We start from the raw sequence: 24,946 nt of genomic DNA on the forward strand, positions 1-24,946 counted from the left end.
ATGATGAACAGTCCCGCGTTTTTGCGCCTGCGGTTTGCCTTCAAACTCAGCACGGCTATCGTGCTGTCGCTGGTGCTGGGGTTTCATCTGCAACTGGAAACCCCGCGCTGGGCGGCGCTGACCGCCGCGATTGTAGCGGCCGGTCCGGCTTTCGCCGCCGGCGGCGATCCGTTCTCCGGCGCCATTCGTCACCGCGGTATGCTCAGGGTGATCGGCACCTTTATCGGTTGTATCGGCGCGCTGGTTATTATCATCGCCACGGTGCGGGCGCCGGTGGTGATGCTGATGCTGTGCTGCCTGTGGGCGGGCGTCTGCGTCTGGATTTCGTCGCTGGTGAAAGTAGAGAACGCCTATGTGTTTGCGCTGGCGGGCTACACGACGTTGATCATCATCGTTACCAGCCAGAGCGCGCCGCTGCGTATTCCGCAATTCGCCGTTGAACGTTGCAGTGAAATCGTGCTGGGGATTGTCTGCGCCATTTTGGCCGACCTGTTGTTTTCACCCCGTTCTATCAAAAAGGATATCGACCGGGCGGTGGATGAACTGCTGGTGGGGCAATATCAATTGCTGCAACGCTGCGTGAATGGCATGTCGAAAGAGGAGCTGGACGCCGCGTGGAACGGACTGGTGCGTAAAACACACGCCATCAACGGTATGCGCAGCGTGCTGATGATGGAGTCATCCCGCTGGCAGGGGGCTAGTCGCCGGATAAAAACGCTGTTGACCCAATCCTGGGTCATGATTACCCAGGCGTGCGAAACCCGATTGACGCTGCAGGACCACCCCGATGCTGTTAAAGGGGCGATTGCCATGATGCTGGAACAACCGGCGGATACGCCGGCGGACGTGCAGCGGCGTTTACGACAGTTTCGTCATCTGGCTGCCGCGCATAGCCGCAGCCTGCCGCCGACGCTGGTGAGCTGGCTGTCGGCGGCGGCCCGCTACCAACTGCTGTCGAAAGGCGTAAAAACCAATGTGCGCATCAGTCAGAGCGAAGCGGCGTTGCTGGATGCCGACGTGCCGGTGAAGGCCAGCTCGGCGGAAACGCATCACGCCATGATCAACGGCATACGCACTGCTGTCGCCACCGGCCTGGGGTGTTTGTTCTGGTTGTGGACCGGCTGGACATCGGGCAGTTCATGTATGGTGATCATCGCGGTGGTGACCTCGCTGGCGATGCGGCTGCCTAATCCATTGATGGCGGCCAAGGACTTTCTGATTGGTTCTCTGGTGGCGCTGCCGCTGGGGGCGTTGATGTTCATGCTGGTGTTGCCGTCCACCCAGCAAAGCCTGCTGCTGTTGTGCCTGAGTCTGGGCGGCATGGCGTTTGTGATCGGCATTGAGGTGCAGAAGCGGCGGCTGGGATCGTTGGGTGCGCTGGCCAGCACCATCAACATTCTGGTACTCAGCAATCCGATGAAGTTCAACCTGTCCCAGTTCCTTGATAACGCTATCGGGCAGATTATCGGTTGTTTTCTGGCGTTGATCGTTATTCTGCTGATTCGGGATAATACCCGCGACCGCACCGAGCGCACGCTACTTAACCGGTTTGTGTTCGGCGCGGTGTCGGCGCTGTCGACCCGTCCGGCACGGCGGCAGGAGAACCACCTGCCCGCGTTGTATCAGCACCTGTTTTTGCTGCTGAACCTGTTTCCGGGGGAAATCGGCAAATACCGGCTGGCGCTGTCGCTGATCATGATGCATCAGCGCCTGCGGACGCTGGAGTTGCCGGTCAGCCCCAGCCTGTCCGCTTTTCACCGCCAGATGCGGGCGACGGCGGAACAAGTGATTGCCGCTACCCGCGACCGCAGTCACCATTTTTCCCGGCTGTTGGCGCAGATGGATGAATATCAGCACCTGTTGCGCGACCATCAGGTATCGGATGACGCAATTAATGCGGTCGGCCGCCTGACGGCGCTGCTGCACCGTCATAAACACGCGCTCGGCGATTAAGCCGGGAAGCGATTACAGCGGGTGATACCCCTGCCACTGCGGCGGCGATACGCGACCGGTCAGGTTGGCGGTCAGGTGGATATGCCAGCGGTCCAGCAGGGTTAGCGGCAGGCAGTCGTCCACATCGCGCAGATCGTCCTTGTGCTGCTGGAACACCTCGGTCAGCAACACCGCTTTGGCGCGTTGTTTGGCCTGTTCCGCATCCGGCGCCACGAACAGCCCGAACTGATGCACTTCCGCCGGGTCGTGCGGCAGATATCCGCCCATATTGATGAACCAGAGTTTTTCCCGCCCATGAAACGGCTGACGGCTGAGCGTGATATCATAGCCGTCCGCCCACTGACAGGGGGTGTAGCTATCGACGTGGACCTGGCTTTTATCGCCGAACCAGCTGGCTTTCAGCAGGGGAAATCCGTCTTCTGGGCGTTCCACTGCGGCGAACTGGACGTCATGCAGTTCGATGTTGGCGCCCTGGGCGCGCCCGCCCACGTAATACAGAAATAGCGTTGTCATGTGGGATCAGTCTCTTAGGGTTGTGGTCTGCCATTTCGTTGTGTTTTAAATTACATAACGAAAGCGTTACCTTAACCGCTTGTTAGATAAATTGACATCAACGGAAGACAGAATAATGACTTTGCATCTTTGGCTGGTTTACCTCGGTGTGATCGCCGTGCTGATTGCCGTACCGGGTCCGTCGGCTTTGCTCAGTATGGCGCATGGCCTGCGGTACGGGCAACGGCGCGCGCTGGCGACCATTCTGGGCGGCGCGACCGGCTCGCTGGTGCTGATGACGGCGTCCGCGCTGGGGCTGGGCGCGATTCTGGCCGCGTCGGCGACGGCGTTTCTGGCGCTGAAAGTGGTGGGCGCGCTCTACCTGATCTGGCTCGGCATTTCCGCTTGGCGGACACGGGAAAGCACCCTGACGCCGTCAACTGAGGTGGATGAAGCGGCGCCGGGCGCGCTGGGTCTCTATCGTCACGGCTTTATGGTGGGGGTCAGCAATCCCAAAGACATCCTGTTCTTTGCCGCCCTGTTTCCCAATTTTATCGATACCAGCGCGCCGCAAGCCATGCAGTTCGCGCTGCTGGCGCTCACCTGGGTAGTGCTGGATTTCAGCATCATGTTTACTTACGCCTGCATGGGCCACCGGGTATCGGCGCTGTTTGCCCATCCGCGCCGCCTGCGGTTGTTCAACCGCGCCACCGGCACCCTGTTCATTTTCGCCGGCTCCGCGCTGGTGGCGTCAACCAAATAAAAAATAGGCACCGTAAGGTGCCTGCCTGACATTACTCGGCTTCCGCCAGTTCGCGCAGATACTGGAAAATCTGCCGGGCCGACTTGGACGGCTTGTTGGCGGCTTTTTCTTTCTGGGCGTTACGCACCAGCGAGCGCAGCTGCTGGCGATCGGCCTGCGGATAAAGTGCGAGGATGTCTGGAATCGCGCCGTCGCCTTCGGTCACCAACCGGTCGCGCAACTGCTCCAGTTTGTGGAACAGCGATACCTGCTGGTTGTGGCGGTTGCGCAGCTTGTCCAGCGCGGTCTGGATTGGCTCCGGGTCGCGGGCGCGCAGCATCTTGCCAATCAGCTGCAACTGACGGCGGCGGCCTTCCTTGGTGATGCGCTGCGCCAGTTCAATCGCGGCACGCAGGTCTTCATCCAGCGGGATGCGCTCCAGCGCGTTCTTACCCAGCTCAACCAGCTCGGTGCCCAGCGCTTTCAGGGCTTCAGCATCGCGTTTGATTTCGCTTTTGCTGACCCAAATTATCTCTTCGTCTTCATCGTCCTGGCTGGCGTCCGGGACGTCATCCTGCCAGTCTTCGGGATGTTTGTTCATCGTGGCTCCCCAATAAAAGAGGCTGATCCTATCAGGTTATGGGCTTTGTGCGAAATTGTCCGCCGATCCTGTTAGACTCAATCACAGGCTACCTCATTTTACGTCTGAGGTAAGGTGACGAATAGCAGGCGGACAGCATTCGTTGCATCATGGATTATCTGAATGTTTTCTCACTCATTATGGCAAATCGATGACAATAATCACTCAGGTTGCAGAACAGCGTAAAGTGCTGGAACAGGCGGTATCGCAGGCGCTGGAATTGGCCCGTGCCGGTTCTGATGCGGCGGAAGTTGCCGTCACGAAAACAACGGGGATCAGCGTCAGCTCCCGGTATGGTGAAGTTGAAAACGTCGAATTCAATAGTGACGGTGCGCTCGGTATTACCGTCTACTATCAACAGCGCAAGGGCAGCGCGTCGTCCACCGATATGAGCCCGGACGCCATTGCCCGCACGGTGCAGGCGGCGCTGGATATTGCCCGTTACACCTCGGTTGACCCATGCTCTGGCCCGGCGGACAAGGATCTGCTGGCGTTTGAGGCGCCGGATCTGGACTTGTTCCACCCGGCGGAGCTGGACGCCGATCGCGGTATCGAACTGGCCGCAGCCGCTGAACAGGCGGCGCTGAAAGCCGACAAACGCATTACCAATACCGAAGGCGGCAGTTTCAACAGCCACTATGGCATCAAGGTTTTCGGCAACAGCCACGGTATGCTGCAAAGCTACTGCTCCAGCCGCCACTCCATGTCGGTCAGCGTGATTGCCGAGCACAACGGCGAGATGGAGCGCGATTACGCCTACACCATCGGCCGCGCGCTGGGCGATCTGAGCTCGCCGGCGTGGGTTGGGGAAGAGTGCGCCCGCCGTACGCTGGCGCGCCTGTCGCCGCGTAAACTGGCCACCATGGAAGCGCCGGTGATGTTCTCCGCCGAAGTGGCGACCGGGTTGTTCGGTCATCTGGTCGGCGCCATCAGCGGCAGCAGCGTCTACCGTAAATCCACTTTCCTGCTGGATAGCCTCGGCAAACAGATTCTGCCGGAATGGCTGACCATTCAGGAACTGCCGCATTTGCGCAAAGGGCTGGCGTCCACCCCGTTCGACAGCGAAGGCGTTCGCACCGAGCAGCGCGATATCGTCAAAGACGGCGTATTGCAAACCTGGCTGTTGACCACGTATGCCGGTCGTAAACTGGGCATGAAGAGCACCGGCCATGCCGGCGGGATTCATAACTGGCGTATTGCCGGGCGCGGGCTGGATTTTGACGGCATGCTGAAGGAAATGGGCACCGGGCTGCTGGTCACCAGCCTGATGGGGCAAGGCGTGAGCGCGGTAACCGGGGATTATTCCCGCGGCGCGGCCGGATTCTGGGTGGAGAACGGCGAAATTCAGTATCCGGTGAGCGAAATCACCATCGCCGGCAACCTGAAAGATATGCTGCGCAACATGGTGACCATCGGTGATGATATCGAAACGCGCAGCAACATCCAGTGCGGCTCGGTCTTGTTGCCGTCGATGAAGATTGCCGGGGTATAAGTTTTATTTTCAGTGACATTGACTGCCCGGACATTCAGGGCAGTCGTTTGGCGCATGTCGCCGTTATCAGCGGTGGTATTCACCCGCCGCTTCCGGCTGGTAGAGCAGTTCCATCACTTCAATCCGCGTTTCTTCACCATTCGGCAACGGCCAGGCAATGCTGTTGCCGACGTGCATGCCGAGCAGCGCGGCGCCCAGCGGCGCCATGACCGAAATCTGCTCCCGGCTGTCTTTAAGGCTGGCCGGATAGACCAGCGTGCGGATATGTTCTTCCGTCGTGAGCAGGTCGCGGAACCGAACCCGGCTGTTCATGGTGACTACATCGGCCGGAATCTCGACCGGCTGGACGATATCCGCCCGATCCAGTTCTTCGCTCAGGGCCTGAGCCACCTCTGTATCGGCAAAAGCGGGTTGCTCCAGCAGCGCATCCAGGCGTTCGGCATCCAGCTCGCTAATCGTCAGGTGCGGTTTATCCATATGTCTCTCCAGTTTTTGCAATAGCAGATAACAACACCCCCGCCGCGAAGGGCAGGGGCATAAGTTAATCTGATGGTAGCAGGGATGTCGGGAACTTACCGCATAAAAACTCGCCGCATAAAAGCCTACTACAGAAAAACCTACTACAGAAAAACCTACTACAGAAAAACCTACTACAGAAAAACCTACCACATAAAAACTGAACGCAGAAAAAAGGAAGAGCGCGGGATCACGAGGCGACTTGCGTCAGCAGGAGCCGCCCCGGCAGATTAATCCTCGTCAAACCCGGCTTCAAACAGCTGAATGACCGCCGCCAGCGCCTGTTCTTCATCCGGGCCGGTGACTTCCACTTCGATATGACGCCCTTTGGCCGAATCCAGCATCAGCATGGCGATGACGCTGCTGGCGTCGGCTTCGGTGCCGCTTTCGTTGCGTAGCAACACCGCGGCGTCAAAGCTTTGCACCAGCTCGAACAGTTTCATGGCCGGGCGGGCGTGCATCCCCAGACGGTTTGTCACTTCAACGGTTTGCCTGACGGTCATGATTTGCGTTTTTCCAGCGTACGGTGGCGTGACTGCACGTTTTTGCCACGGGAGCGAAAGTAATCCGCCAGTTGCTCGGCGATGTAGACCGAGCGGTGTTTCCCGCCGGTACAACCGATCGCGACGGTAAGATAGCTGCGGTTGTTGGTTTCCAGCATCGGCAGCCACAGTTCCAGGTAGCTGCGGGTCTGGTAGATGAAGTTGTGGACTTCGGTGTGCCTGTCGAGAAACGCGGCCACCGGTTTATCCAGACCCGTCATCGGGCGCAGTTTCGGGTCCCAGTGCGGGTTAGGCAGGAAACGCACGTCAAACACGTAATCCGCATCAATCGGGATGCCGTGCTTGTAGCCGAATGACTCGAATACCATAGTCAGCTCGCGCTCGCGTTTACCCAGTAAACGGGTACGCAGCATTTCCGCCAGCTCGTGCACCGACATCTCCGAGGTATCGATGATCAGATCGGCGCGCGAGCGCAGCGGCTCCAGCAGATCGTTTTCTTCATCGATAGCGCTTTCCAGCGACAGGTTTTTGCTGGAGAGCGGATGCAGGCGGCGGGTATCGCTGTAACGCCGAATCAGCGTATTGCGATCGGCGTCCAAAAACAGCAGTTGGGGAGAGAAGCTCTGGGGCAGGCGGGTCAGGGCATGTTCCAGCACTTCCGGCGTTTCCGGCAGGTTGCGCACGTCAATGCTGACCGCCGCGGAGATATTCCGTTCCGCCAGCGTGTGCGCCAGCTCGGGCAACAACACCACCGGCAGGTTATCCACACAATAGAAACCCATGTCTTCCAGCGCGCGCAGGGCTACGGATTTCCCCGAACCTGAACGACCACTGACAATCATCAGCACCATCTGACGACTCCCCCCTGGCAGCGGGATGGTGAATGTCCACCGCCACAGTTAGCTAACTTCGTTTTCCCGGCCGGGCCGGCATCCTGTCAGGCTCGCGCCTGCTGTTACGTGCGTTGTGGATAGCAACCGAAACCGGCGCCGCCAGCCGTCAGGGCTGGTCGGACAGATCCGCTTCCGTCATGATCTGATACAGCTCTTCATCGCTTTGAGCGGCGCGCAGCCGCTTACACACGGTTTTATCCGCCAGCCGTTTGGCGACGAGCGACAAAGTATGTAAATGGGTTTTACATTGTTCAGTGGGAACCAGCAAGGCAAAAAGCAGATCGACCGGCTGGTTGTCGATGGCGTCAAAAGCGATCGGCTGCTCCAACTGGATAAAGACGCCGACCGCGCCCAGCGTATTCTCGTCTTCCAGCTTGCCGTGCGGAATGGCGATGCCATTGCCGATACCGGTGCTGCCCATGCGTTCCCGGGTCAGAATCGCTTCAAACACCATCTGCGGCGGCAGGTTGAGCTGTCTGGCGGCCAGTTCACTGATGATTTCCAGTGCGCGCTTTTTGCTCTGACAGTGGACGGCGCTACGCGTGCACTCCTTACGGAGAACGGCGCTAAGTTGCATAACGGGCTCGTTGTTCATGATACGTTCACTTAACGACACTGTTGCCTTCGGTTACCGGCCCGCCATCATACAGCAGGCCGGTTGCTGTCCCTGCACCTGAAACGGCAAAATCAGTGCTGTTTCAGTTTATCCTTATGTTTGTTTAACTGTCTTGCCAGCTTGTCGATCAACAGATCGATGGCGGCATACATATCATCCGCTTCCGATGTGGCATGCAGCTCACCTCCGTTGACGTGGATGGTGGCATCCGCAATGTGCAGGATCTTTTCCACTTTCAATACCACGTACACCTGATTGATACGATCAAAGTATTGCTCAAGTTTGGCGAATTTTAAGGTCACGAATTCGCGCAGAGCATCCGTAATTTCGACGTGGTGTCCGGTAATGTTAAGCTGCATATCGTCTTCCTTCTCATGTAGGGGTCAAACCAGCTGTTTACGCTGGTTTGACGGCGGGATAGATAAAGACTCTCGATACTTGGCGACAGTACGGCGGGCCACAATGATTCCCTGTTCGGAAAGCAGTGTGGTCAGCTTGCTGTCGCTCAGCGGTTTAGCGGGGTTTTCCGCTGCAATGAGTTTCCTGACCAGCGCGCGGATAGCGGTGGACGACGCCTCGCCTCCGCTGTCGGTGTTGACGTGGCTGGAAAAGAAATACTTCAGCTCAAAAATACCGCGCGGACTGTGCAGAAATTTCTGGGTCGTTACGCGGGAAATGGTGGACTCGTGCATGTCCACGGCCTGGGCGATATCCGCCAGCACCATGGGTTTCATGAATTCTTCGCCGTGTTCGAAGAACGCCTGCTGCTGTTCCACAATACAGCGGGTCACCTTCAACAGGGTATCGTTACGGCTTTCCAGGCTCTTGATGAGCCAGCGGGCTTCCTGCAGATGACTGCGGATGAACTGGCCGTCGCTGTCGTTGCGCGCGCTGCTGCCGAGCGCGGCGTACTGCTGGTTGATCTGCAGCCGCGGCACGCTGTCGGTGTTGAGTTCCACCGTCCAGTGGCCTTGCATCTTGCGCACCAGCACATCCGGAATGACATACTCGGATTCGCCGGTGTTGATCGACTGCCCTGGGCGCGGATCCAGCGACTGGATTAACGCCAGCGCTTCTTTCAGCACTTCTTCCTTGAGACGGCTGGTACGAATCAGGGTGCGGAAGTCATGGTTGGCGAGCAGGTCGAGGTATTCGCTGACGATGAGCCTGGCTTCGGCCAGACGGGGAATGTCATTGTCGAACTGCGATAGCTGCACCAGCAGGCATTCGCGCAAATCACGGGCGGCTACGCCGACAGGGTCAAAACGCTGTACGCGCTTGAGCACCGCTTCCACTTCTTCCATCGTCACATCGTCATTACCGATGCTGTCGCGGATGTCGTCCAGCGACACGGTCAGATAGCCGGTATTGTCCACCGCGTCCACGATAGACGTGGCGATGGCGGAATCGGTGTCGGAAAACGGCGTCAGTTCCACCTGCCACATCAGGTAATCCTGTAGCGTCTGGGTGGTTTCGCCCTGATAGACAGGCAGCTCTTCGTCGCGGTAGTCAGTACTGGTGCCGGACGGCGTGCCGGCGGTGTAGATTTCATCCCAGGCGGCGTCGAGCGGCAGCTCGTCGGGCATCTCCTTCTGTTCCAGCGCCTCGCGGGTATCCAGCGTTTCGCTGTCGCTGCTTTCCTGGGTTTCCACTTCGTCATGAATATCGGCTTGCTCCAGCAACGGGTTGCTTTCCAGCGCCTGTTGGATTTCCTGCTGGAGTTCAAGCGTGGACAACTGCAGCAGGCGGATGGCCTGCTGTAACTGCGGTGTCATAGCCAGTTGCTGGCTGAGCCTGAGTTGCAAACCTTGCTTCATAACGCGCGCTAACTTCCTTTTTGAATGATCAACCTAAAACATGACGTTATCAGAGTCGGAAGCCTTCGCCCAGATAGACTCGTTTTACCTGCTCATTCGCCAGTATATCCATCGGTGAGCCGTGGGCAATAAGCTGGCCCTGACTAACGATATAAGCGCGTTCACAGACATCGAGCGTTTCGCGAACGTTATGGTCGGTAATCAACACGCCCAGCCCGCTATCGCGCAGATGCTCAATGATTTTCTTGATATCGATGACCGAAATCGGGTCTACCCCTGCAAAGGGTTCGTCCAGCAGGATGAATTTGGGGTTGGCGGCCAGCGCCCGGGCGATTTCCACCCGGCGGCGCTCGCCACCGGACAGCGATTGTCCCAAACTATCGCGCAGGTGAACAATATGAAACTCTTCCATCAGTTCGTTGGCGCGATCCTGCTGCTGTTCACGGGTCAGATCTTTTCTGATTTCCAGCACCGCCATCAGGTTGTCGTAGACGCTCAGACGCCGGAAAATCGAGGCTTCCTGCGGCAGGTAACCGATGCCGCGGCGGGCGCGATCGTGCAGCGGCAGCAGGCTGATGTCCTCATCGTCGATCACGATGCGGCCTTCGTCGCGCGGGACGATACCGACAACCATATAAAAGGTGGTGGTCTTGCCGGCCCCGTTGGGCCCGAGCAGCCCGACGATTTCGCCTGAATTCACATTCAGGCTGACGTTTTCCACCACTTTGCGGCCTTTATACGCCTTGGCCAGATTTTCGGCGATTAGTGTTGCCATGGGTTAGCGCGTTACTCACTGTTGTTTGGTGGGCTTGCCGGTGTTGCCGCTGGGCTTGGCGCCGTTCTGGGTGCCTTTGTCCTGCAACTGCGTCGGGACCAGCACGGTGGTGACTCGTTTGCCTTTGTCGCTGAACGCTTCCATCTGCTGCTGTTGCACCAGATAGGTGATGCGGTCGCCCTTAACGTTGCTGTCCAGCTGTTCCAGATAGGCGTCGCCGGTCAGAATAACCAGCTGCTTGTCCATTTCGTAACGCATCTTCTGAGAATGGCCTTTGACCGGCTTGCCGTTGTCCTGCATCTGATAGAAGGTGGCCGGGTTGCCGTAGCCTTCGATCACTTCATGGCCCTGTTGGCCGTTAGGACGGGTGACCACGACCTTGTCGGCCTGCGCTTTTATCGATCCCTGCGTGACGATAACGTTGCCGGTGAACGTCACCACGTTGCCCTGCATGTCCAACGCCTGCTGATCGGAGGTGATGTGGATGGGTTGATCGGTGTCGCCGGTCAGCGCCAGTGCCGGAATACTGACGGCAAAAAGCGAGCTGGCGATCAGGATGCTGTGTAAGACATTAATTTTTTGGTTGGATTTCATAATAGGATTTTACCTTATCGATCAGCTCAGCGGTTTTGCTGCGCAGATTTCCGCGCATTTTCAATCCGTTAGAAGTAAAGTTGACACCGTACAGGGTGACTTCGTCATCCGACGTCACGTCCTGCGTAACCAGATTTATCTGCGCATTATCCGTTTTAATCCGCTCCAGTTGCGAGTCGTTGGTCAGGCTGTTGACTTCGACATGACCGTACAGATACAGCATGCGATCTTTCGTCAGTTTGGCGCGATCGGCCCGTACCGACCAGGTGGCGACGGCTTGTTCATTGAACATGGTCGCCACCGGCTGGGTAAACCAGCTTACCTGGTCGGCGTTGTAGTGCTCCGCTTTTTCGGCCACCAGCTTGTAGCTCAGCTTTCCGGTCGGGTCATACACCACGGTAATGTTTTTCTGCATGGTATAGGCCGGATCGTTATTCTGCACTTCCGTCGGCCCGTTTCCCGCACGCTGGTTTGTCAGATTTAACCCGATCAGCACCAACGCAATCAATGCCAGCAACAGCGTTAGCCAGCGTTTTGTTTTACTCATATCGACAGCCCTTTGGCGAAATCCAGTTTACCCTGCGCCAGCAAAATAAGATCGCAAATCTCTCTGACCGCGCCGCGGCCGCCGGCAATGCGCGTCACATAGTGCGCGTTGGGCAGCAGCAACGGATGGGCGTCGGCTACCGCGACGCTCAGCCCTGTCTCGGCCATCACCGGCCAGTCGATCAGATCATCGCCGATGTAGGCAACCTGGCTGGCGGTGAGCGACAGTGTATCCAACAGCTCGCGGAAGGCCAAAAGCTTATCCGATTGTCCCTGATAAAGATGGCGGATACCCAGCGTCTGGCAGCGGTCGACCAGCAGCTGCGACGAACGGCCGGTGATAATCGCCACGTCGATGTCGGACGTCAGCAGGCAGCGAATACCGTAGCCGTCGCGTACGTTGAAGGCTTTGAGTTCTTCGCCCTGATTTCCCATGTAGATCAGGCCGTCGGAAAGTACCCCGTCGACATCGCAGATTAACAGACGTATATCACGGGCGCGTTGCATCACCTGGGTATCGACAGGCCCGTAACAGGTATCGGTTTGCGGCCGGATTTCACTCATTCACACATATCCTTGGTTTTTCATTCTGCGTTGTACGCACGTCGCCGGTTCACACCACGCCGGCGCGCAGCATATCGTGCATGTGGACGATCCCCAGCAGGCGGTCGTCCTCCGCCACCAGCAGCGAGGTGATATGGCGGGATTGCATCAGGTTCAGCGCATCCACCGCCAGCGTTTGCGGTGTAACCCGGATACCGCCGCGGGTCATCACATCGGCGATACCGGCGCTGTTCAGGTCGATATTCATGTCGAACACCCGGCGCAGGTCACCGTCGGTAAAGATGCCTTCGATACGATCGTCGGGGCCGCAAATCACCGTCATCCCCAGATTCTTGCGGGTTATCTCCAGCAGCGCGTCACGCAGCGATGCGTCGCGGCTGACGCGGGGGATCTCGTCGCCAGTGTGCATGATATCGTTGATCCGCAACAGAAGTTTGCGGCCAAGTGCGCCGCCGGGGTGCGACAACGCGAAATCTTCGGCGGTAAAGCCGCGCGCCTGCAACAGCGCGACTGCCAGCGCATCGCCCATCACCAGCGTGGCGGTGGTGCTGGAGGTCGGCGCCAGACCCAGCGGGCAGGCTTCCTGCGATACGTGGACGCAAAGATGGATGTCCGCCGCTTTGGCCATGGTGCTTTCCGGATTGCCGGTCATGCAGATCAGGCACACTTGCAGGCGCTTCAACACCGGGATGAGCGCCAGGATTTCATGGGACTCGCCGGAGTTGGAAATGGCGATTACGATATCCTGCGCGGTAATCATGCCCAAATCGCCGTGACTGGCTTCGCCGGGGTGGACGAAAAATGCGGGCGTGCCGGTGCTGGCGAAGGTGGCCGCCATCTTGCAGCCGATATGCCCCGACTTACCCATGCCCATCACCACTACCTTGCCGTGGCAGTAAAACATTTTCTCGCAGGCACGCGAAAAATTGTCGTCAATGTATTGATCCAACTGCGCGAGGCTGTCGCGTTCGATGGACAGGACCTGCCGACCGGCGGTCTGGAAATCGAAACCAGGTTGTAGTTCGAAATGTGACATGTAAAACATCCTGCGTTGCCAATGCTCTGGCTATGAGAACAAGAACAGCACCGAAAGGTACGCGATGAACGCACATAACAGCAATGCGCCCGCGCCCTGACCGATGCGCCGTTTCTGGCGGAGACAGAGAACCGTCAGGAGCGCGCTGACCCCCAGCATCACCCAGTAGTCGCGCGCAAACGCGAGCGGGTTTACCGCACCGGGGGACAACAGGGCGGGCACGCCCAGCACTATCACGATATTAAAGATATTTGAACCAATCAGGTTGCCGAGCGCGATGTCGTCTTCTTTTTTTAGGGTGCCGACGATCGCGGTCGCCAATTCCGGCAGACTGGTGCCGACGGCCAGCACCGTCAGCCCGATGGTCAGTTCGCTGATATTAAAGTAATTGGCGATGACCGTGGCGTTATCGATCACAATCCGCGCCGACATCGGCAGAATAATCAGGCCGATCAGCAGCCATAACAGCGCCACGGTCTGGTTGTTCTCTCTGGGCAGTTCGGCCATCTGCTCGCGGGTCAGGCTGTCGTCGCCGCGGTTCTGGGCGGCGTGCGCCATACGCAGCATCAGCACGATACAACCAGCGGCGGCCAGCAACAGAATCACGCCATCCAGGCGGCTTAGGAAGCTGTCGTGCAGCAGGACGCCGCACAGCAGCGTCACCACCAGCATGGGCGGCAGTTCCTGACGCAGCAGTGTGGAATGAAAGGTCAATGGGCGGATCAGGACGGCGCTGCCGAGGATCAGCAGAATATTGGCGATGTTCGACCCCAATACATTGCCGACCGCCATATCGGTCTGATGGTTGAGCGCGGCGGTCACGGATACCATCAGTTCGGGCAGCGAAGTGCCCATGCCTACAATCGTCATGCCGATAATCATCGGCGGTACGCCAAATGTGCGGGCCAGTACGGCAGCGCCATACACCAGACGGTCGGCGCCATAAACCAGTAATACTAAACCAACAATTAACAGTACTGTCGCAAAAAGCATGCAGCGTCCTTTATTCAGGTATAATCACCGGTTTATTGGCGAACAAACCAGTATTTCTGGACGAATAATAAGCAAAACCGCCATTTTTCCTCGTTAGCGCTAATTCTGACTGCGCAGGGCGAAAAAGTAAAACCAATGGCAATTTTGGTCACGAACCGGTGTCCTGATTCTGTAACAGTGAAGGGCCAGCGTAACACCCCGGAAGACGGTTGTCGGGGCTGTGCGGCGCAAAAATGTGAAAACGGGCGGCTGCCATCGGCGGCCGTTGAGGAAAGAGACCATGAACCACGAAAATCTGGTAGAAATTCGCGGGCTCAGTTTCCGGCGGGGCAACAGGCCGATTTTTTCGGATGTCTCGCTGAACGTGCCAAAACAAAAGATCACGGCCATCATGGGGCCGTCCGGCATCGGTAAAACCACGCTGCTGCGTCTGATTGGCGGACAACTGCAACCGGACAGCGGCGAAATCTGGTTCGACGGGGAAAATATTCCGATTCTTTCCCGTTCCCGTCTGTATGAGACCCGTAAGAAAATGAGCATGCTGTTTCAGTCCGGTGCGCTGTTTACCGATCTGAACGTGTTCGACAATGTCGCCTGGCCGCTGCGCGAACATACGCAACTGCCCGAGCCGCTGTTGCACAGTACGGTGATGATGAAGCTGGAAGCGGTTGGGCTACGCGGCGCGGCGGAACTGATGCCGTCGGAGCTGTCGGGAGGAATGGCGCGGCGGGCGGCGCTGGCGCGCGCCATTGCGCTCGACCCGCAGCTGATCATGTTCGATGAGCCGTTCGTCGGCCAGGACCCGATTACCATGGGCGTGCTGGTGAAGCTGATCGACGAGTTGAACCATGCGCTTGGCGTGACCTGCATCGTGGTGTCCCACGATGTGCCGGAAGTGCTGAGTATTGCCGATTATGCTTACATCATCGCCGACCAACGCGTGGTGGCGGAAGGTTCGCCGGCTGAATTGCAGCAGAATGGCGATCCGCGCGTGAGGCAGTTTCTGGATGGCATTGCCGATGGCCCGGTGCCGTTCCGCTATCCGGCAGGCGATTATCAGCGTGGGCTGTTAGGCTTGGGGAGTAAGTAATTCATGCTAGTACAGGCATTAGCGTCGCTGGGACGCGTTGGCATTCAGGTCTGCGCCGCTTTCGGGCGTGCCGGGCTGATGCTGTTCAATGCGCTGGTCGGAAAGCCGGAGCTGGTCAAACAGTGGCCGCTGCTGCGCAAACAGCTGTATAGCGTCGGCGTGCAGTCGCTGCTGATCATCATGGTATCCGGCGTATTCATCGGAATGGTGCTGGGGTTGCAGGGGTATCTGGTCCTGACTACCTACAGCGCCGAAGCCAGTCTGGGCATGATGGTGGCGCTGTCGTTGCTGCGCGAACTGGGGCCGGTGGTGACCGCGTTGCTGTTCGCCGGACGCGCCGGTTCCGCCCTGACGGCGGAAATCGGGCTGATGAAGGCCACCGAGCAGTTATCCAGTATGGAGATGATGGCGGTGGACCCGTTGCGCCGCGTGGTGGCGCCGCGATTCTGGGCCGGGGTAATCACCATGCCGCTGCTGACGGTGATTTTTGTCGCCGTCGGTATCTGGGGCGGCGCGCTGGTCGGCGTGGACTGGAAAGGCATCGACAACGGCTTTTTCTGGTCGGCGATGCAAAACGCGGTGGAGTGGCAGAAAGACTTGCTTAACTGCGCTCTCAAGAGCCTGGTGTTTGCCATTACCGTTACCTGGATTGCGCTGTTCAACGGTTATGACGCGATTCCGACGTCAGAAGGCATCAGCCGCGCGACGACCCGCACCGTGGTGCATTCGTCGCTGGCGGTACTGGGATTGGATTTTGTGCTGACAGCACTGATGTTTGGGAAATGAGTCGATGCAAACAAAGAAACATGAAATTTGGGTTGGCGTATTCATGCTGATTGCGCTGTGCGCCATAGTCTTTTTATGTCTGAAAGTCGCTGACCTGAAATCGCTGGGGCAACAACAGACCTACCGTTTGTACGCGACCTTCGACAATATCGGCGGTCTCAAAGCGCGTTCCCCGGTGAAAATCGGCGGGGTGGTGATTGGCCGGGTGGCGGATATCTCGCTGGACACCAAGACGTATCTGCCGCGGGTGGCGATGGATATCGATAAGCGTTACGACCACATTCCGGATACCAGCTCGCTGGCGATTCGTACTTCCGGTCTGCTGGGTGAACAGTATCTGGCGCTGAACATGGGTTTTGAAGACGAGGATATGGGCACGTCGATTCTGAAAGACGGCGGCACCGTCCAGGACACCAAGTCGGCCATGGTCCTGGAAGACCTTATCGGTCAATTCCTATATAAGAGCGGCGGCAACAATACTGACAATGCCAGCCAGAATAATGCCGGTCAGGACACGGTTACCCCAAATAATGCGAATCAGAGCCATGCTCAACCGGCACCAACCAAACCGGCGGAGAAAAGTGGCGAGGCGGCAACCCCTGAATCTGGCGCAAAACCAGCCCAACAGCCTTGAGAGGACACAGCATGTTGAAACGTTTATTGATGGTTGCTCTGTTGGTGGTAGCCCCGTTTGTCAGCGCTGCTGACCAGACCAACCCTTACAGCCTGATGCGCGACGCGGCGCAGAAAACCTTCGACCGCCTCAAAAATGAACAGCCGCGCATTAAGCAGGACCCCAACTATCTGCGTACCGTGGTGCGTGAAGAACTGCTGCCGTATGTGCAGGTGAAATACGCCGGCGCATTGGTGCTGGGTCAGTATTACAAGAACGCCACGCCGGATCAGCGTGAGGTTTATTTCAAGGCGTTTGAGGCTTATCTGGAACAGGCATATGGTCAGGCGCTGGCGTCTTATCACGGTCAGACCTACGAGATCGCGTCGGAGCAGCCGGTGGGCAACGCCGAGATCGTTTCCATTCGCGTGACCATCATCGATAACGGCGGCCGCCCGCCGATTCGTCTGGATTTCCAGTGGCGCAAGAACACCAAAACCGGTTACTGGCAGGCGTATGACATGATCGCCGAAGGGGTGAGCATGATTACCACCAAGCAGAACGAGTGGGCGTCCACGCTGCGTCAGAACGGGGTCGACGGCCTGACTAAGCAGTTGCAGGCCGCGGCTCAGCAGCCGATTTCGCTGGGTCAGAAAAATGGCTGACGCGCTGCGCTGGCGACAGGAGGACGGCGCCCTGCGTCTGGAAGGCGATCTGGACCGGAATACGCTGTTGCCGCTGTGGCGGCAGCGCGAGGCACTGCTGAACGACAGCAGCGTGCTGGATGTCGGTCAGGTGGCGCGGGTGGATTCTTCCGGGCTTGCCCTGCTGGTGCATTTTTATCATCAGCAGGAACAGCGGGGGAAACCGCTGGCGATTATCGGCGCCAGCGACCGGCTTCGTACCCTGATTCAGTTATATAACCTGAGTGAAATCATTCCCGTTCAGCCAGCCGACTGAACCTTGCATTCCGGTTAGCATCGATCCCCCTTGTCGCGTGTGCGCAAGGGGGATTTCTTTTGTTTAAGATAGCGACAGATTCATCTAAGATACCACCCTGTTTATCATCCCCCTGACGTAGAATCGAGAGCAATGGAAAACAACGAAATTAAAGACGTGCTGATGAGCGCGCTGGCGCTGCAGGAAGTGCATGTTTCCGGTGACGGCAGCCACTTCCAGGTCATTGTGATAGGTGAGTTGTTCAAGGGTATGAGCCGCGTAAAACAGCAGCAGGCGGTCTACGCGCCGCTGATGGAATATATCGCGGATAATCGCATTCATGCGTTGTCGATCAAGGCTTACACCCCTGAAGAATGGCAGCGCGACCGCAAACTGAGCGGTCTGTAATTCAGCGGCCGCCCGGCCGTGCTATTGAGTCTGAACATTGAGAAATCGTCACTATGGATAAATTTCGTGTGCAGGGTCCAACCCGGCTCGCTGGTGAAGTCACCATTTCCGGCGCTAAAAACGCAGCTCTGCCCATTCTGTTTGCCGCATTGCTGGCTGAAGAGCCGGTAGAAATCCAGAACGTTCCCAAGCTGCGTGATATCGACACCACCATGAAGCTGTTGAGCCAACTGGGCGCGCGCGTCGAGCGCAACGGTTCCGTGCATGTGGATGCGAGCACGGTTAACGTGTTCTGCGCACCCTATGACCTGGTGAAAACCATGCGTGCGTCAATTTGGGCGCTGGGCCCGCTGGTGGCGCGCTTTGGCCAGGGGCAGGTGTCGTTGCCGGGAGGTTGCGCCATCGGCGCTCGTCCGGTTGATTTGCACATCAATGGCCTGGAACAGCTGGGCGCGCACATCACGCTGGAAGAAGGGTATGTGAAGGCCACGGTCGAAGGTCGACTGAAAGGCGCACACATCGTGATGGACAAGGTCAGCGTCGGCGCGACTGTCACCATCATGAGCGCCGCTACGCTGGCGGTGGGCAAAACCATCATTGAAAACGCCGCGCGTGAGCCGGAAATCGTCGATACCGCCAATTTCCTCAATACGCTGGGCGCCAAAATCAGCGGCGCGGGCAGCGACAAAATCGTCATTGAAGGCGTGGAACGCTTGGGCGGCGGGGTCTATCGCGTGCTGCCGGACCGCATTGAGACCGGTACTTTCCTGGTGGCGGCCGCGGTGTCAGGCGGTAAGGTCATGTGCCGCCACACTCGCCCGGATACGCTGGATGCGGTGTTGTCCAAACTGCGCGAAGCGGGTGCTGATATCGAAATCGGCGAAGACTGGATCAGCCTGGACATGCATGGTCGCCGGCCGAAAGCGGTCAACGTGCGTACCGCTCCGCATCCGGGATTCCCGACCGATATGCAGGCGCAGTTCAGCCTGCTGAATCTGGTGGCGGAAGGTACCGGCGTCATCACTGAAACCATCTTCGAAAATCGCTTCATGCATATCCCCGAACTGATTCGTATGGGCGCGCAGGCGGAAATCGAGAGCAACACGGTGATTTGTCATGGCGTTGAGCACCTGTCCGGTGCGCAGGTAATGGCGACCGACCTGCGTGCGTCAGCCAGTCTGGTACTGGCGGGATGTATCGCGGAAGGCACCACGCTGGTGGATCGTATTTATCATATCGATCGCGGCTACGAACGCATTGAAGACAAATTACGCGCGTTGGGCGCCAACATTGAACGTGTAAGCGCTAACGACTAATCGTTCCTGCCGGGCGGCCTGTTCGTCGCCCGGCATTTTCCCTAGGGTTTGGCTTAGTCGCTGGGATATTCCTGGATAGTCATATCAAGCTTTATTTCCTGATTATCACGTAAAATGACCACCGGAATGACTGAACCGGGGCGAATTTCCGCTACCTGATCCATAGTTTCTATCACCGAACGCGCCGGTTTACTGTTGACCTCCAGCAGCAGGTCGCCCTCTTTGATGCCAGCCTTATCCGCCGGGCCGCCGGAATCAACCTTATTGACGATGATACCCTGTAGCCGCTCCAGACCGGTTACCTGATTGCCTAGTCGCTCGCGCTGCGCGCCACTGATACCGATATAACCACGAATCACTCGTCCATCGCGGATCAGCTTGTTCATGATCTTGGTCGCCAGTGCGGTAGGTATGGCAAAACCGATGCCTTCCGGCGTACCGCCATCGTTGCTTTTATCAAATGATAGCGTGTTGATGCCGACCAGCTCGCCAAGCGTGTTAACCAGCGCGCCGCCGGAATTGCCGCGATTGATGGAGGCGTCGGTTTGCAGAAAATTCTGCCGGCCGGAGGAGCTAAGTCCTACCCGGCCGGTAGCGCTGACAATCCCCTGTGTCACCGTCTGGCCGAGGTTGTAGGGGTTGCCGATGGCCATCACCACATCGCCGACGTGGAACACCCGTTTCGGATTGATGGGGATTTCCGGCAGATTTGCACCTTCAATTTTCAGTACCGCCAGATCAGTCAGGCTGTCTGAGCCCACCAACAGCGCTTCAAAGATGCGGCCATCCTGCAGCGTGACCACAATTTGTTCAGCATTGCTGATCACATGCTTGTTGGTGAGGATGTACCCTTTGTTGTTCATGATCACGCCGGAGCCCAGCGTACGGATATTCAGCTCGTTTTGGGCGCTCGGGTCGTTGGCCTGATTGTATACGTTCACCACGGCTGGCGCGGCGCGGCGCACTCCCTGATAATAGCTGACCGGGGTTTCCTGGCTGTCGCCGCCGCCGGATTTGAGCAATCCCTGATTGGAACGCAATGCCGGGATTGCCAGCAGCAGGATGCCGGCCACGATGACACCGAACAGCGCCGAACGTAACAGTTTGGTTAGCATGAGCGTTTTGGGTGCATAAAGAAGGTTGGATCGCAGAATATCAGAGAAGAATGGACACCGCATCGCGCGGCGTCCATTTTTTCATGGCTTAACGCAGCAACAGATAGATACTCTCGTCGCCGCGGACAATATTCAGGGCCAGCACTGAAGGCTTGGCTTCCAGAATTTTGCGCAATTGGGTGATGTTTTCCACGCGTTCGCGGTTCACGCCGACAATAATGTCGCCTTTTTGCAGACCGACTTTGGCTGCGGCGCTGTCTTTAGCCACATTATCGATCGCCACGCCTTTGTTGCCGTCCTTCAACTGCCCGTTGTTGAGGGTCGCGCCTTGCAGGGCCGGAGACAGTGTGTCGGCATTGGTGGTGACGTTGGCGCTGTTATCCAGCACGACTGCGACTTCCTGCTGCTTGCCGTCGCGCAGCAGGCCGATACGTACTGTTTTGCCCGGCGCGGTGGTGCCGATCTTGGCGCGCAGTTCGGCGAAGCTGCTGATGGATTTGCCATCCAGCGATACCAGTACGTCGCCCGCTTTGATGCCGGCCTTGGCGGCGGCGGACTTAGGAATGACCTCGCTGACGAAGGCGCCGCGCTGTGCGTCCACCTTGAACGCTTTGGCGATTTCAGAGGTCATCTCGCTGCCCTTGATACCCAGCAGGCCGCGTTTCACTTCGCCGAATTCCACCAACTGCTGCGTCAGATTCTGCGCCATGTTGCTCGGAATGGCGAAACCGATGCCGACGTTACCGCCGCTCGGCGCCAGAATCGCGGTGTTGATGCCGATCAGTTCGCCGCGCAGGTTAACCAGTGCGCCGCCGGAGTTACCGCGGTTGATGGAGGCATCGGTCTGGATAAAGTTTTCCAGCCCTTCCAGATTCAGGCCGCTGCGACCCAGCGCGGAAATGATGCCGGACGTCGCGGTCTGTCCGAGTCCGAACGGGTTGCCGACGGCAACGGCGAAGTCACCGACGCGCAGCTGATCGGAGTCGGCCATTTTGACCTCGGTGAGATTCTTGGCGTCATTCAACTGCAACAGGGCGATATCGGTCTGCTCGTCGCGGCCGATCAGTTTGGCGTCGTATTCACGGCCGTCATTCAGCTGCACCTGAATTTTATCGGCGTTGTTGACGACGTGGTTATTGGTCAGCACGTAGCCTTTTTCGGCATTGATGATGACGCCGGAACCCAGCCCTTCAAACGGGCGAGAGTTCTGTTTTTCAGAAGGCGTATTGGGACCGAAGAAGAATTTAAACTCTTCCGGGATACGCTGGCGCTGTACCTGCGTGCCTTCCACGTGGACGCTCACTACGGCGGGCAGCACCTTTTCCAGCATCGGCGCCAGGCTGGGCAGAGCCTGACCTTCTACAACCGCAGGCAATGCGGCATTGGCCGGGGGCAGCGAAGACAACGACAGTCCAATACCGAGTGCCAGTGCGCTATATAACAACGATGTTTTTTTCATTGATTGTTAACTCTCTCACGACCTGCCTATGAATAAAACAATGATATATAAACTCAAACTTGCGGTGAAGACTCAGACCCAGGGCAGTGTGTAAAGTTCACTGATATTTCGTCAGCAGAATGTAACGGCCGTCGGTGCGGGGGAAGATAATAGCGGCCGACGGTAGGGTCGTACCCTGACGACAAACGTCGTGCCGTCAGGGTGAATACAATCGGAAAGAACGGTAAAAATAACCGGTTACTTGCCGATCGGGCGTGTACCGCGCAGCAGGCCGGAAGCGCTGCCCGAGTAGTCGCGGGGCGGCATGTCCACCGGCGCCTGATCGTTGTCCGACTCGGCTTCGGTCAGGCGATAGCGGAACGGGTTATCCTGCATCGGGACATCCGGCAGCAGGCTGTTGGAGCTTTTCGCCATGTGCTGATAAAGCTGGCGGTAATCGCGCGCCATGTTGTCGAGCAGTTCCGCGCTGCTGGCAAAATGACTGACCAGTTCCTGACGATATTCTTCCAGCTCGGTTTTGTTTTTCTCCAGTTCGTTTTGCAGTACCTGCTGCTGGCGCAGTTTACGGTTGCCGAACCGCATCGCGACAGCGCCAATGATGACACCGATAACAAATCCAATCAGCGCAGACTCCCAGGTCATAAAACGACTCCTATTTTGACTTCGTTGTCCCGTAGGGTTTTTTCACTTAATAATAGTCACTATAACCGCTAACCTCGCCGGAGTGGAGCCCCTGTGTCTGGTCTGACCGGGAACACAGGCGCCGCGAAGCGGTAACGCCCACGATCGCGGGCTGAACCGGCGTTAACGCACGATAAAATACAACGAAATTTTTCTCAGGGATTTTGCGCTATGCAGAGAACAACCCCTTTGGCACTTTACCAGCAGGCTTTGGCGGCACAGACCTACCAGCCGGATGAAGTGCAGCATCAGACGGTCATCCGCCTGAACGCCATTCATCAGACGCTGACGGAACAGGTGTGGGCGCCCGCGGAAAGCAGCGCGCCGGGACTGATGGCAAAATGGCGAGCCTGGATCGGGCACAAGGAAAAATCGCCGTCGCCGGTACAAGGGCTGTATATGTGGGGCGGCGTGGGGCGGGGTAAGACCTGGCTGATGGACCTGTTTTTTCACAGTCTGCCTTCGGAACGCAAGCTGCGTCTGCACTTTCACCGTTTCATGCTGCGCGTGCATGAAGAGCTGAATCAGTTGCAGGGACAGGAAAATCCGCTGGAAAAGGTGGCCGACGGGTTTAAGGCGCAAACCGACATTCTGTGCTTCGACGAGTTCTTCGTCTCCGATATTACCGACGCCATGCTGCTGGCGGAACTGTTGCGGGCGCTGTTCTCCCGGGGCATTGCGCTGGTGGCGACCTCCAATATTCCGCCGGATGAACTGTATCGCAACGGGTTGCAGCGCGCGCGTTTCCTGCCGGCTATCGAGTTGATCAAGCAGCATTGCGCTGTATTGAATGTGGATGCCGGCATCGATTACCGGCTGCGCACCCTGACTCAGGCGCACCTGTATCTGACCCCGAACAATGCGGATACCGACGCAGATATGCAGGCGATGTTCCGCCGCCTGTCCGGGCGTGATTTCAGTCAGCCCGGTCCGGTGCTGGAGATTAATCATCGACCGCTGGCGACGCTGAGCGCCGGCGACGGGGTGCTGGCGGTGGATTTCGCCACTCTGTGCCTTGAGGCGCGCAGCCAGAATGACTACATCGCGCTATCGCGGCTGTACCACACCGTGCTGTTGCACCATGTTCCGGTGATGGAAGTTAAAGATGAGAACGCTGCCCGCCGCTTTCTGGCGCTGGTGGACGAGTTTTACGAACGCCGGGTGAAGCTGATCATGTCTGCGCAGGCGACGATGTTCGAGATTTATCAGGGCGAACATCTGAAGTTTGAATACCAGCGCTGCCTGTCGCGTTTGCAGGAAATGCAGAGCGAAGAGTACCTGCGTCAGCCCCACCTGCCGTGATTGTCGCTTGCCGCCGGGAAATGACGGCGGCAAGGCGCTTTTAGCGCATGACGGTTTATACCAGATAACGCCGGAACCAGGCGATGGTCCTGTTCCATGCCAGGTCGGCGGCGGCTTTGTCGTACCGCGGCGTGGAATCGTTATGGAAGCCGTGATTGGTGCCGGGGTAGACGTAGGCTTCGTAGGTTTTATTGGCGGCTTTTAACGCGGATTCATACGCCGGCCAGCCGGCATTGATGTTGTCGTCGCGCTCTGCGTAGTGCAACAGCAACGGCGCCTTGATGCGGGCGACGTCTTCCGGTTTGGGCTGACGTCCGTAGAACGGCACGGCAGCGGCCAACTCCGGATAGGCCACGGCCGCCGCGTTGGATACGCCGCCGCCGTAGCAAAATCCGGTGATGCCGACTTTGCTGGTCGCGTCTTTATGCTTCATCAGAAATTCGACTGCGGCAAAGAAATCATTCATCAGTTTGGTCGGGTCGATCTGCTGCTGGAGTTCCCGCCCTTTGTCGTCGTTGCCCGGGTAGCCGCCGACTGAGCTCAGGCCGTCCGGCGCCAGCGCGATAAATCCTTCTTTGGCCAAACGCCGCGCTACATCCTCGATATACGGGTTAAGACCCCGATTTTCATGCACCACCACCACGGCGGGAACCGGGCCGCTGGTTTTGGCCGGCCGCACAAGATAGCCGCGTACGCTGCCGTGACCGTTGGGGGAAGGATAGGTGATGTATTCCGGGATGATCGCCGGGTCGGTGAATTCCACCTGCTGCGCCAGTGCATAGTTCGGGCTCATCAGGGATAGAATGGTCATGGCGGTCAGGCCGCCTGCGGCATACCTGGCGGCGCGCTCCAGAAACTCGCGCTTGGTCAGTTTGCCGTGCGCGTAATAGTCATAAAGCTCAAGCAATTCCGGTTGAAAATCTTTTGCTGTAAGGCGCGTCATCTCACTCTTCCTCCGCTGATGTTGTTCCAAATCAATGTAGCAAAAAGAAAAGCGGGCCGGAGTGGATGCACCATAGGCCAGCAGGGGGGATGTTGCGGTGAGATGTGAAAACCGTTATTTAT

29 protein-coding genes are annotated in these 24,946 nt (G+C 57.7%); 11 read left to right on the plus strand and 18 right to left on the minus strand.

The window, feature by feature from the left end; translation table 11 throughout:
• Positions 1 to 3: 3 nt before the first annotated feature.
• Positions 4 to 1,953 carry a p-hydroxybenzoic acid efflux pump subunit AaeB gene (gene aaeB / locus DXXMK7_RS01550; protein WP_038920768.1) on the plus strand — a complete coding sequence of 650 codons (1,950 nt, stop codon included), beginning with the start codon at positions 4 to 6 and terminating at the stop codon, positions 1,951 to 1,953.
• A gap of 12 nt (positions 1,954 to 1,965) precedes the next feature.
• Here aaeB and DXXMK7_RS01555 read toward each other — a convergent pair whose 3' ends face one another.
• Positions 1,966 to 2,466 (minus strand): DUF1543 domain-containing protein, encoded by a 501-nt coding sequence (locus DXXMK7_RS01555; protein WP_038917552.1) that lies wholly within the window; start codon positions 2,464 to 2,466, stop codon positions 1,966 to 1,968.
• A 115-nt stretch (positions 2,467 to 2,581) separates the two neighbouring features.
• Between DXXMK7_RS01555 and DXXMK7_RS01560 the strand changes: the two genes are divergently transcribed.
• Complete coding sequence (locus tag DXXMK7_RS01560; RefSeq protein WP_038917553.1) at positions 2,582 to 3,208, plus strand: LysE family translocator; 627 nt, start codon at positions 2,582 to 2,584, stop codon at positions 3,206 to 3,208.
• A 31-nt stretch (positions 3,209 to 3,239) separates the two neighbouring features.
• Here DXXMK7_RS01560 and yjgA read toward each other — a convergent pair whose 3' ends face one another.
• The gene (gene yjgA / locus DXXMK7_RS01565) at positions 3,240 to 3,788 is read right to left on the minus strand and encodes a ribosome biogenesis factor YjgA (RefSeq protein ID WP_038663181.1); all 549 of its coding nucleotides are present in this window, start codon (positions 3,786 to 3,788) and stop codon (positions 3,240 to 3,242) included.
• Between the two features lie 190 nt (positions 3,789 to 3,978).
• On the opposite strand from yjgA, the gene pmbA reads away from it, so the two are divergent.
• Positions 3,979 to 5,319 (plus strand): metalloprotease PmbA, encoded by a 1,341-nt coding sequence (gene pmbA / locus DXXMK7_RS01570; protein WP_038917555.1) that lies wholly within the window; start codon positions 3,979 to 3,981, stop codon positions 5,317 to 5,319.
• A gap of 66 nt (positions 5,320 to 5,385) precedes the next feature.
• Here pmbA and rnk read toward each other — a convergent pair whose 3' ends face one another.
• The 12 genes from rnk to DXXMK7_RS01630 all read right to left on the minus strand — a co-directional run bounded on the left by rnk (position 5,386) and on the right by DXXMK7_RS01630 (position 14,172).
• The gene (rnk, locus tag DXXMK7_RS01575; RefSeq protein ID WP_038917556.1) at positions 5,386 to 5,796 is read right to left on the minus strand and encodes a nucleoside diphosphate kinase regulator; all 411 of its coding nucleotides are present in this window, start codon (positions 5,794 to 5,796) and stop codon (positions 5,386 to 5,388) included.
• 269 nt (positions 5,797 to 6,065) lie between these two features.
• On the minus strand, positions 6,066 to 6,338 hold the full coding sequence (gene npr / locus DXXMK7_RS01580; RefSeq protein WP_038917558.1) for a PTS phosphocarrier protein NPr: 273 nt from the start codon (positions 6,336 to 6,338) through the stop codon (positions 6,066 to 6,068).
• Positions 6,335 to 7,189, minus strand: a complete 855-nt coding sequence (rapZ, locus tag DXXMK7_RS01585) for an RNase adapter RapZ (protein WP_013316003.1) — start codon at positions 7,187 to 7,189, stop codon at positions 6,335 to 6,337. The genes npr and rapZ overlap by 4 nt, the downstream gene beginning before the upstream one ends.
• A 148-nt stretch (positions 7,190 to 7,337) precedes the next feature.
• Positions 7,338 to 7,826 carry a PTS IIA-like nitrogen regulatory protein PtsN gene (gene ptsN / locus DXXMK7_RS01590; RefSeq protein ID WP_024104239.1) on the minus strand — a complete coding sequence of 163 codons (489 nt, stop codon included), beginning with the start codon at positions 7,824 to 7,826 and terminating at the stop codon, positions 7,338 to 7,340.
• Positions 7,827 to 7,918: 92 nt separating this feature from the next.
• Positions 7,919 to 8,206 carry a ribosome hibernation promoting factor gene (hpf, locus tag DXXMK7_RS01595; protein ID WP_022631818.1) on the minus strand — a complete coding sequence of 96 codons (288 nt, stop codon included), beginning with the start codon at positions 8,204 to 8,206 and terminating at the stop codon, positions 7,919 to 7,921.
• Positions 8,207 to 8,230: 24 nt separating this feature from the next.
• Complete coding sequence (gene rpoN / locus DXXMK7_RS01600) at positions 8,231 to 9,664, minus strand: RNA polymerase factor sigma-54 (RefSeq protein WP_038917559.1); 1,434 nt, start codon at positions 9,662 to 9,664, stop codon at positions 8,231 to 8,233.
• 49 nt (positions 9,665 to 9,713) lie between these two features.
• A complete protein-coding gene (lptB, locus tag DXXMK7_RS01605) occupies positions 9,714 to 10,439 on the minus strand; it encodes an LPS export ABC transporter ATP-binding protein (RefSeq protein WP_022631820.1) in 726 nt (241 codons plus the stop codon).
• A 15-nt stretch (positions 10,440 to 10,454) separates the two neighbouring features.
• Positions 10,455 to 11,033, minus strand: coding sequence for a lipopolysaccharide ABC transporter substrate-binding protein LptA (gene lptA, locus DXXMK7_RS01610; protein ID WP_038663163.1), 579 nt, complete (start codon positions 11,031 to 11,033; stop codon positions 10,455 to 10,457).
• The gene (gene lptC / locus DXXMK7_RS01615) at positions 11,011 to 11,580 is read right to left on the minus strand and encodes an LPS export ABC transporter periplasmic protein LptC (RefSeq protein WP_038917560.1); all 570 of its coding nucleotides are present in this window, start codon (positions 11,578 to 11,580) and stop codon (positions 11,011 to 11,013) included. Before lptC ends, lptA begins: the two co-directional genes overlap by 23 nt.
• A complete protein-coding gene (gene kdsC / locus DXXMK7_RS01620; protein WP_038663157.1) occupies positions 11,577 to 12,143 on the minus strand; it encodes a 3-deoxy-manno-octulosonate-8-phosphatase KdsC in 567 nt (188 codons plus the stop codon). The genes lptC and kdsC overlap by 4 nt, the downstream gene beginning before the upstream one ends.
• A 49-nt stretch (positions 12,144 to 12,192) precedes the next feature.
• Entirely contained in the window at positions 12,193 to 13,179 is a 987-nt protein-coding gene (gene kdsD, locus DXXMK7_RS01625; RefSeq protein WP_038663153.1) for an arabinose-5-phosphate isomerase KdsD, read from the minus strand.
• Between the two features lie 30 nt (positions 13,180 to 13,209).
• A complete protein-coding gene (locus tag DXXMK7_RS01630) occupies positions 13,210 to 14,172 on the minus strand; it encodes a calcium/sodium antiporter (RefSeq protein WP_038663150.1) in 963 nt (320 codons plus the stop codon).
• Positions 14,173 to 14,452: 280 nt separating this feature from the next.
• Here DXXMK7_RS01630 and mlaF point away from each other — a divergent pair, with 280 nt between their 5' ends.
• From mlaF to murA, 7 genes are all read left to right on the plus strand, one after another.
• Positions 14,453 to 15,262 (plus strand): phospholipid ABC transporter ATP-binding protein MlaF, encoded by an 810-nt coding sequence (mlaF, locus tag DXXMK7_RS01635; RefSeq protein WP_038917562.1) that lies wholly within the window; start codon positions 14,453 to 14,455, stop codon positions 15,260 to 15,262.
• 3 nt (positions 15,263 to 15,265) lie between these two features.
• On the plus strand, positions 15,266 to 16,048 hold the full coding sequence (mlaE, locus tag DXXMK7_RS01640; protein WP_038917563.1) for a lipid asymmetry maintenance ABC transporter permease subunit MlaE: 783 nt from the start codon (positions 15,266 to 15,268) through the stop codon (positions 16,046 to 16,048).
• A gap of 4 nt (positions 16,049 to 16,052) precedes the next feature.
• Positions 16,053 to 16,682, plus strand: coding sequence for an outer membrane lipid asymmetry maintenance protein MlaD (gene mlaD / locus DXXMK7_RS01645; protein ID WP_038663142.1), 630 nt, complete (start codon positions 16,053 to 16,055; stop codon positions 16,680 to 16,682).
• Positions 16,683 to 16,693: 11 nt separating this feature from the next.
• Positions 16,694 to 17,326: a phospholipid-binding protein MlaC gene (mlaC, locus tag DXXMK7_RS01650; RefSeq protein WP_038663139.1), complete on the plus strand. Its 633-nt coding sequence runs from the start codon at positions 16,694 to 16,696 to the stop codon at positions 17,324 to 17,326.
• Positions 17,319 to 17,621, plus strand: a complete 303-nt coding sequence (gene mlaB, locus DXXMK7_RS01655; RefSeq protein ID WP_038663136.1) for a lipid asymmetry maintenance protein MlaB — start codon at positions 17,319 to 17,321, stop codon at positions 17,619 to 17,621. Before mlaC ends, mlaB begins: the two co-directional genes overlap by 8 nt.
• 132 nt (positions 17,622 to 17,753) lie before the next feature.
• Positions 17,754 to 18,008: a BolA family iron metabolism protein IbaG gene (ibaG, locus tag DXXMK7_RS01660; protein ID WP_038663133.1), complete on the plus strand. Its 255-nt coding sequence runs from the start codon at positions 17,754 to 17,756 to the stop codon at positions 18,006 to 18,008.
• Between the two features lie 53 nt (positions 18,009 to 18,061).
• Complete coding sequence (gene murA, locus DXXMK7_RS01665; protein ID WP_038917564.1) at positions 18,062 to 19,324, plus strand: UDP-N-acetylglucosamine 1-carboxyvinyltransferase; 1,263 nt, start codon at positions 18,062 to 18,064, stop codon at positions 19,322 to 19,324.
• A 53-nt stretch (positions 19,325 to 19,377) separates the two neighbouring features.
• Here murA and degS read toward each other — a convergent pair whose 3' ends face one another.
• The 3 genes from degS to zapG form a co-directional block, all read right to left on the minus strand.
• The gene (gene degS, locus DXXMK7_RS01670) at positions 19,378 to 20,439 is read right to left on the minus strand and encodes an outer membrane-stress sensor serine endopeptidase DegS (protein ID WP_038917565.1); all 1,062 of its coding nucleotides are present in this window, start codon (positions 20,437 to 20,439) and stop codon (positions 19,378 to 19,380) included.
• 88 nt (positions 20,440 to 20,527) lie between these two features.
• Entirely contained in the window at positions 20,528 to 21,898 is a 1,371-nt protein-coding gene (degQ, locus tag DXXMK7_RS01675; RefSeq protein ID WP_038917566.1) for a serine endoprotease DegQ, read from the minus strand.
• Between the two features lie 237 nt (positions 21,899 to 22,135).
• A complete protein-coding gene (gene zapG / locus DXXMK7_RS01680) occupies positions 22,136 to 22,540 on the minus strand; it encodes a Z-ring associated protein ZapG (protein ID WP_038663124.1) in 405 nt (134 codons plus the stop codon).
• A 210-nt stretch (positions 22,541 to 22,750) separates the two neighbouring features.
• Here zapG and zapE point away from each other — a divergent pair, with 210 nt between their 5' ends.
• Positions 22,751 to 23,881, plus strand: a complete 1,131-nt coding sequence (zapE, locus tag DXXMK7_RS01685; RefSeq protein WP_038917567.1) for a cell division protein ZapE — start codon at positions 22,751 to 22,753, stop codon at positions 23,879 to 23,881.
• Positions 23,882 to 23,936: 55 nt separating this feature from the next.
• Here zapE and yghX read toward each other — a convergent pair whose 3' ends face one another.
• Entirely contained in the window at positions 23,937 to 24,824 is an 888-nt protein-coding gene (yghX, locus tag DXXMK7_RS01690; protein ID WP_038917568.1) for a YghX family hydrolase, read from the minus strand.
• Positions 24,825 to 24,946: the final 122 nt, after the last annotated feature.

The sequence above is a fragment of the Dickeya sp. MK7 genome, assembly GCF_000406305.1.
In the GTDB taxonomy this organism is placed as follows: domain Bacteria; phylum Pseudomonadota; class Gammaproteobacteria; order Enterobacterales; family Enterobacteriaceae; genus Dickeya; species Dickeya fangzhongdai.

Bases quoted from the DNA above. Each gene is read 5' to 3' on its own strand.
- DXXMK7_RS01555 (WP_038917552.1), bottom strand. From the start codon at position 2,466: ATGACAACGCTATTTCTGTATTACGTGGGCGGGCGCGCCCAGGGCGCC.
- lptB (WP_022631820.1), bottom strand. From the start codon at position 10,439: ATGGCAACACTAATCGCCGAAAATCTGGCCAAGGCGTATAAAGGCCGC.
- aaeB (WP_038920768.1), top strand. From the start codon at position 4: ATGAACAGTCCCGCGTTTTTGCGCCTGCGGTTTGCCTTCAAACTCAGC.
- mlaB (WP_038663136.1), top strand. From the start codon at position 17,319: ATGGCTGACGCGCTGCGCTGGCGACAGGAGGACGGCGCCCTGCGTCTG.
- ibaG (WP_038663133.1), top strand. From the start codon at position 17,754: ATGGAAAACAACGAAATTAAAGACGTGCTGATGAGCGCGCTGGCGCTG.
- mlaC (WP_038663139.1), top strand. From the start codon at position 16,694: ATGTTGAAACGTTTATTGATGGTTGCTCTGTTGGTGGTAGCCCCGTTT.
- lptC (WP_038917560.1), bottom strand. From the start codon at position 11,580: ATGAGTAAAACAAAACGCTGGCTAACGCTGTTGCTGGCATTGATTGCG.
- hpf (WP_022631818.1), bottom strand. From the start codon at position 8,206: ATGCAGCTTAACATTACCGGACACCACGTCGAAATTACGGATGCTCTG.
- mlaD (WP_038663142.1), top strand. From the start codon at position 16,053: ATGCAAACAAAGAAACATGAAATTTGGGTTGGCGTATTCATGCTGATT.
- kdsD (WP_038663153.1), bottom strand. From the start codon at position 13,179: ATGTCACATTTCGAACTACAACCTGGTTTCGATTTCCAGACCGCCGGT.
- mlaE (WP_038917563.1), top strand. From the start codon at position 15,266: ATGCTAGTACAGGCATTAGCGTCGCTGGGACGCGTTGGCATTCAGGTC.
- pmbA (WP_038917555.1), top strand. From the start codon at position 3,979: ATGACAATAATCACTCAGGTTGCAGAACAGCGTAAAGTGCTGGAACAG.
- degS (WP_038917565.1), bottom strand. From the start codon at position 20,439: ATGCTAACCAAACTGTTACGTTCGGCGCTGTTCGGTGTCATCGTGGCC.
- npr (WP_038917558.1), bottom strand. From the start codon at position 6,338: ATGACCGTCAGGCAAACCGTTGAAGTGACAAACCGTCTGGGGATGCAC.
- rnk (WP_038917556.1), bottom strand. From the start codon at position 5,796: ATGGATAAACCGCACCTGACGATTAGCGAGCTGGATGCCGAACGCCTG.
- degQ (WP_038917566.1), bottom strand. From the start codon at position 21,898: ATGAAAAAAACATCGTTGTTATATAGCGCACTGGCACTCGGTATTGGA.
- mlaF (WP_038917562.1), top strand. From the start codon at position 14,453: ATGAACCACGAAAATCTGGTAGAAATTCGCGGGCTCAGTTTCCGGCGG.
- yjgA (WP_038663181.1), bottom strand. From the start codon at position 3,788: ATGAACAAACATCCCGAAGACTGGCAGGATGACGTCCCGGACGCCAGC.
- yghX (WP_038917568.1), bottom strand. From the start codon at position 24,824: ATGACGCGCCTTACAGCAAAAGATTTTCAACCGGAATTGCTTGAGCTT.
- DXXMK7_RS01560 (WP_038917553.1), top strand. From the start codon at position 2,582: ATGACTTTGCATCTTTGGCTGGTTTACCTCGGTGTGATCGCCGTGCTG.
- zapG (WP_038663124.1), bottom strand. From the start codon at position 22,540: ATGACCTGGGAGTCTGCGCTGATTGGATTTGTTATCGGTGTCATCATT.
- lptA (WP_038663163.1), bottom strand. From the start codon at position 11,033: ATGAAATCCAACCAAAAAATTAATGTCTTACACAGCATCCTGATCGCC.
- murA (WP_038917564.1), top strand. From the start codon at position 18,062: ATGGATAAATTTCGTGTGCAGGGTCCAACCCGGCTCGCTGGTGAAGTC.
- DXXMK7_RS01630 (WP_038663150.1), bottom strand. From the start codon at position 14,172: ATGCTTTTTGCGACAGTACTGTTAATTGTTGGTTTAGTATTACTGGTT.
- zapE (WP_038917567.1), top strand. From the start codon at position 22,751: ATGCAGAGAACAACCCCTTTGGCACTTTACCAGCAGGCTTTGGCGGCA.
- kdsC (WP_038663157.1), bottom strand. From the start codon at position 12,143: ATGAGTGAAATCCGGCCGCAAACCGATACCTGTTACGGGCCTGTCGAT.
- ptsN (WP_024104239.1), bottom strand. From the start codon at position 7,826: ATGAACAACGAGCCCGTTATGCAACTTAGCGCCGTTCTCCGTAAGGAG.
- rpoN (WP_038917559.1), bottom strand. From the start codon at position 9,664: ATGAAGCAAGGTTTGCAACTCAGGCTCAGCCAGCAACTGGCTATGACA.
- rapZ (WP_013316003.1), bottom strand. From the start codon at position 7,189: ATGGTGCTGATGATTGTCAGTGGTCGTTCAGGTTCGGGGAAATCCGTA.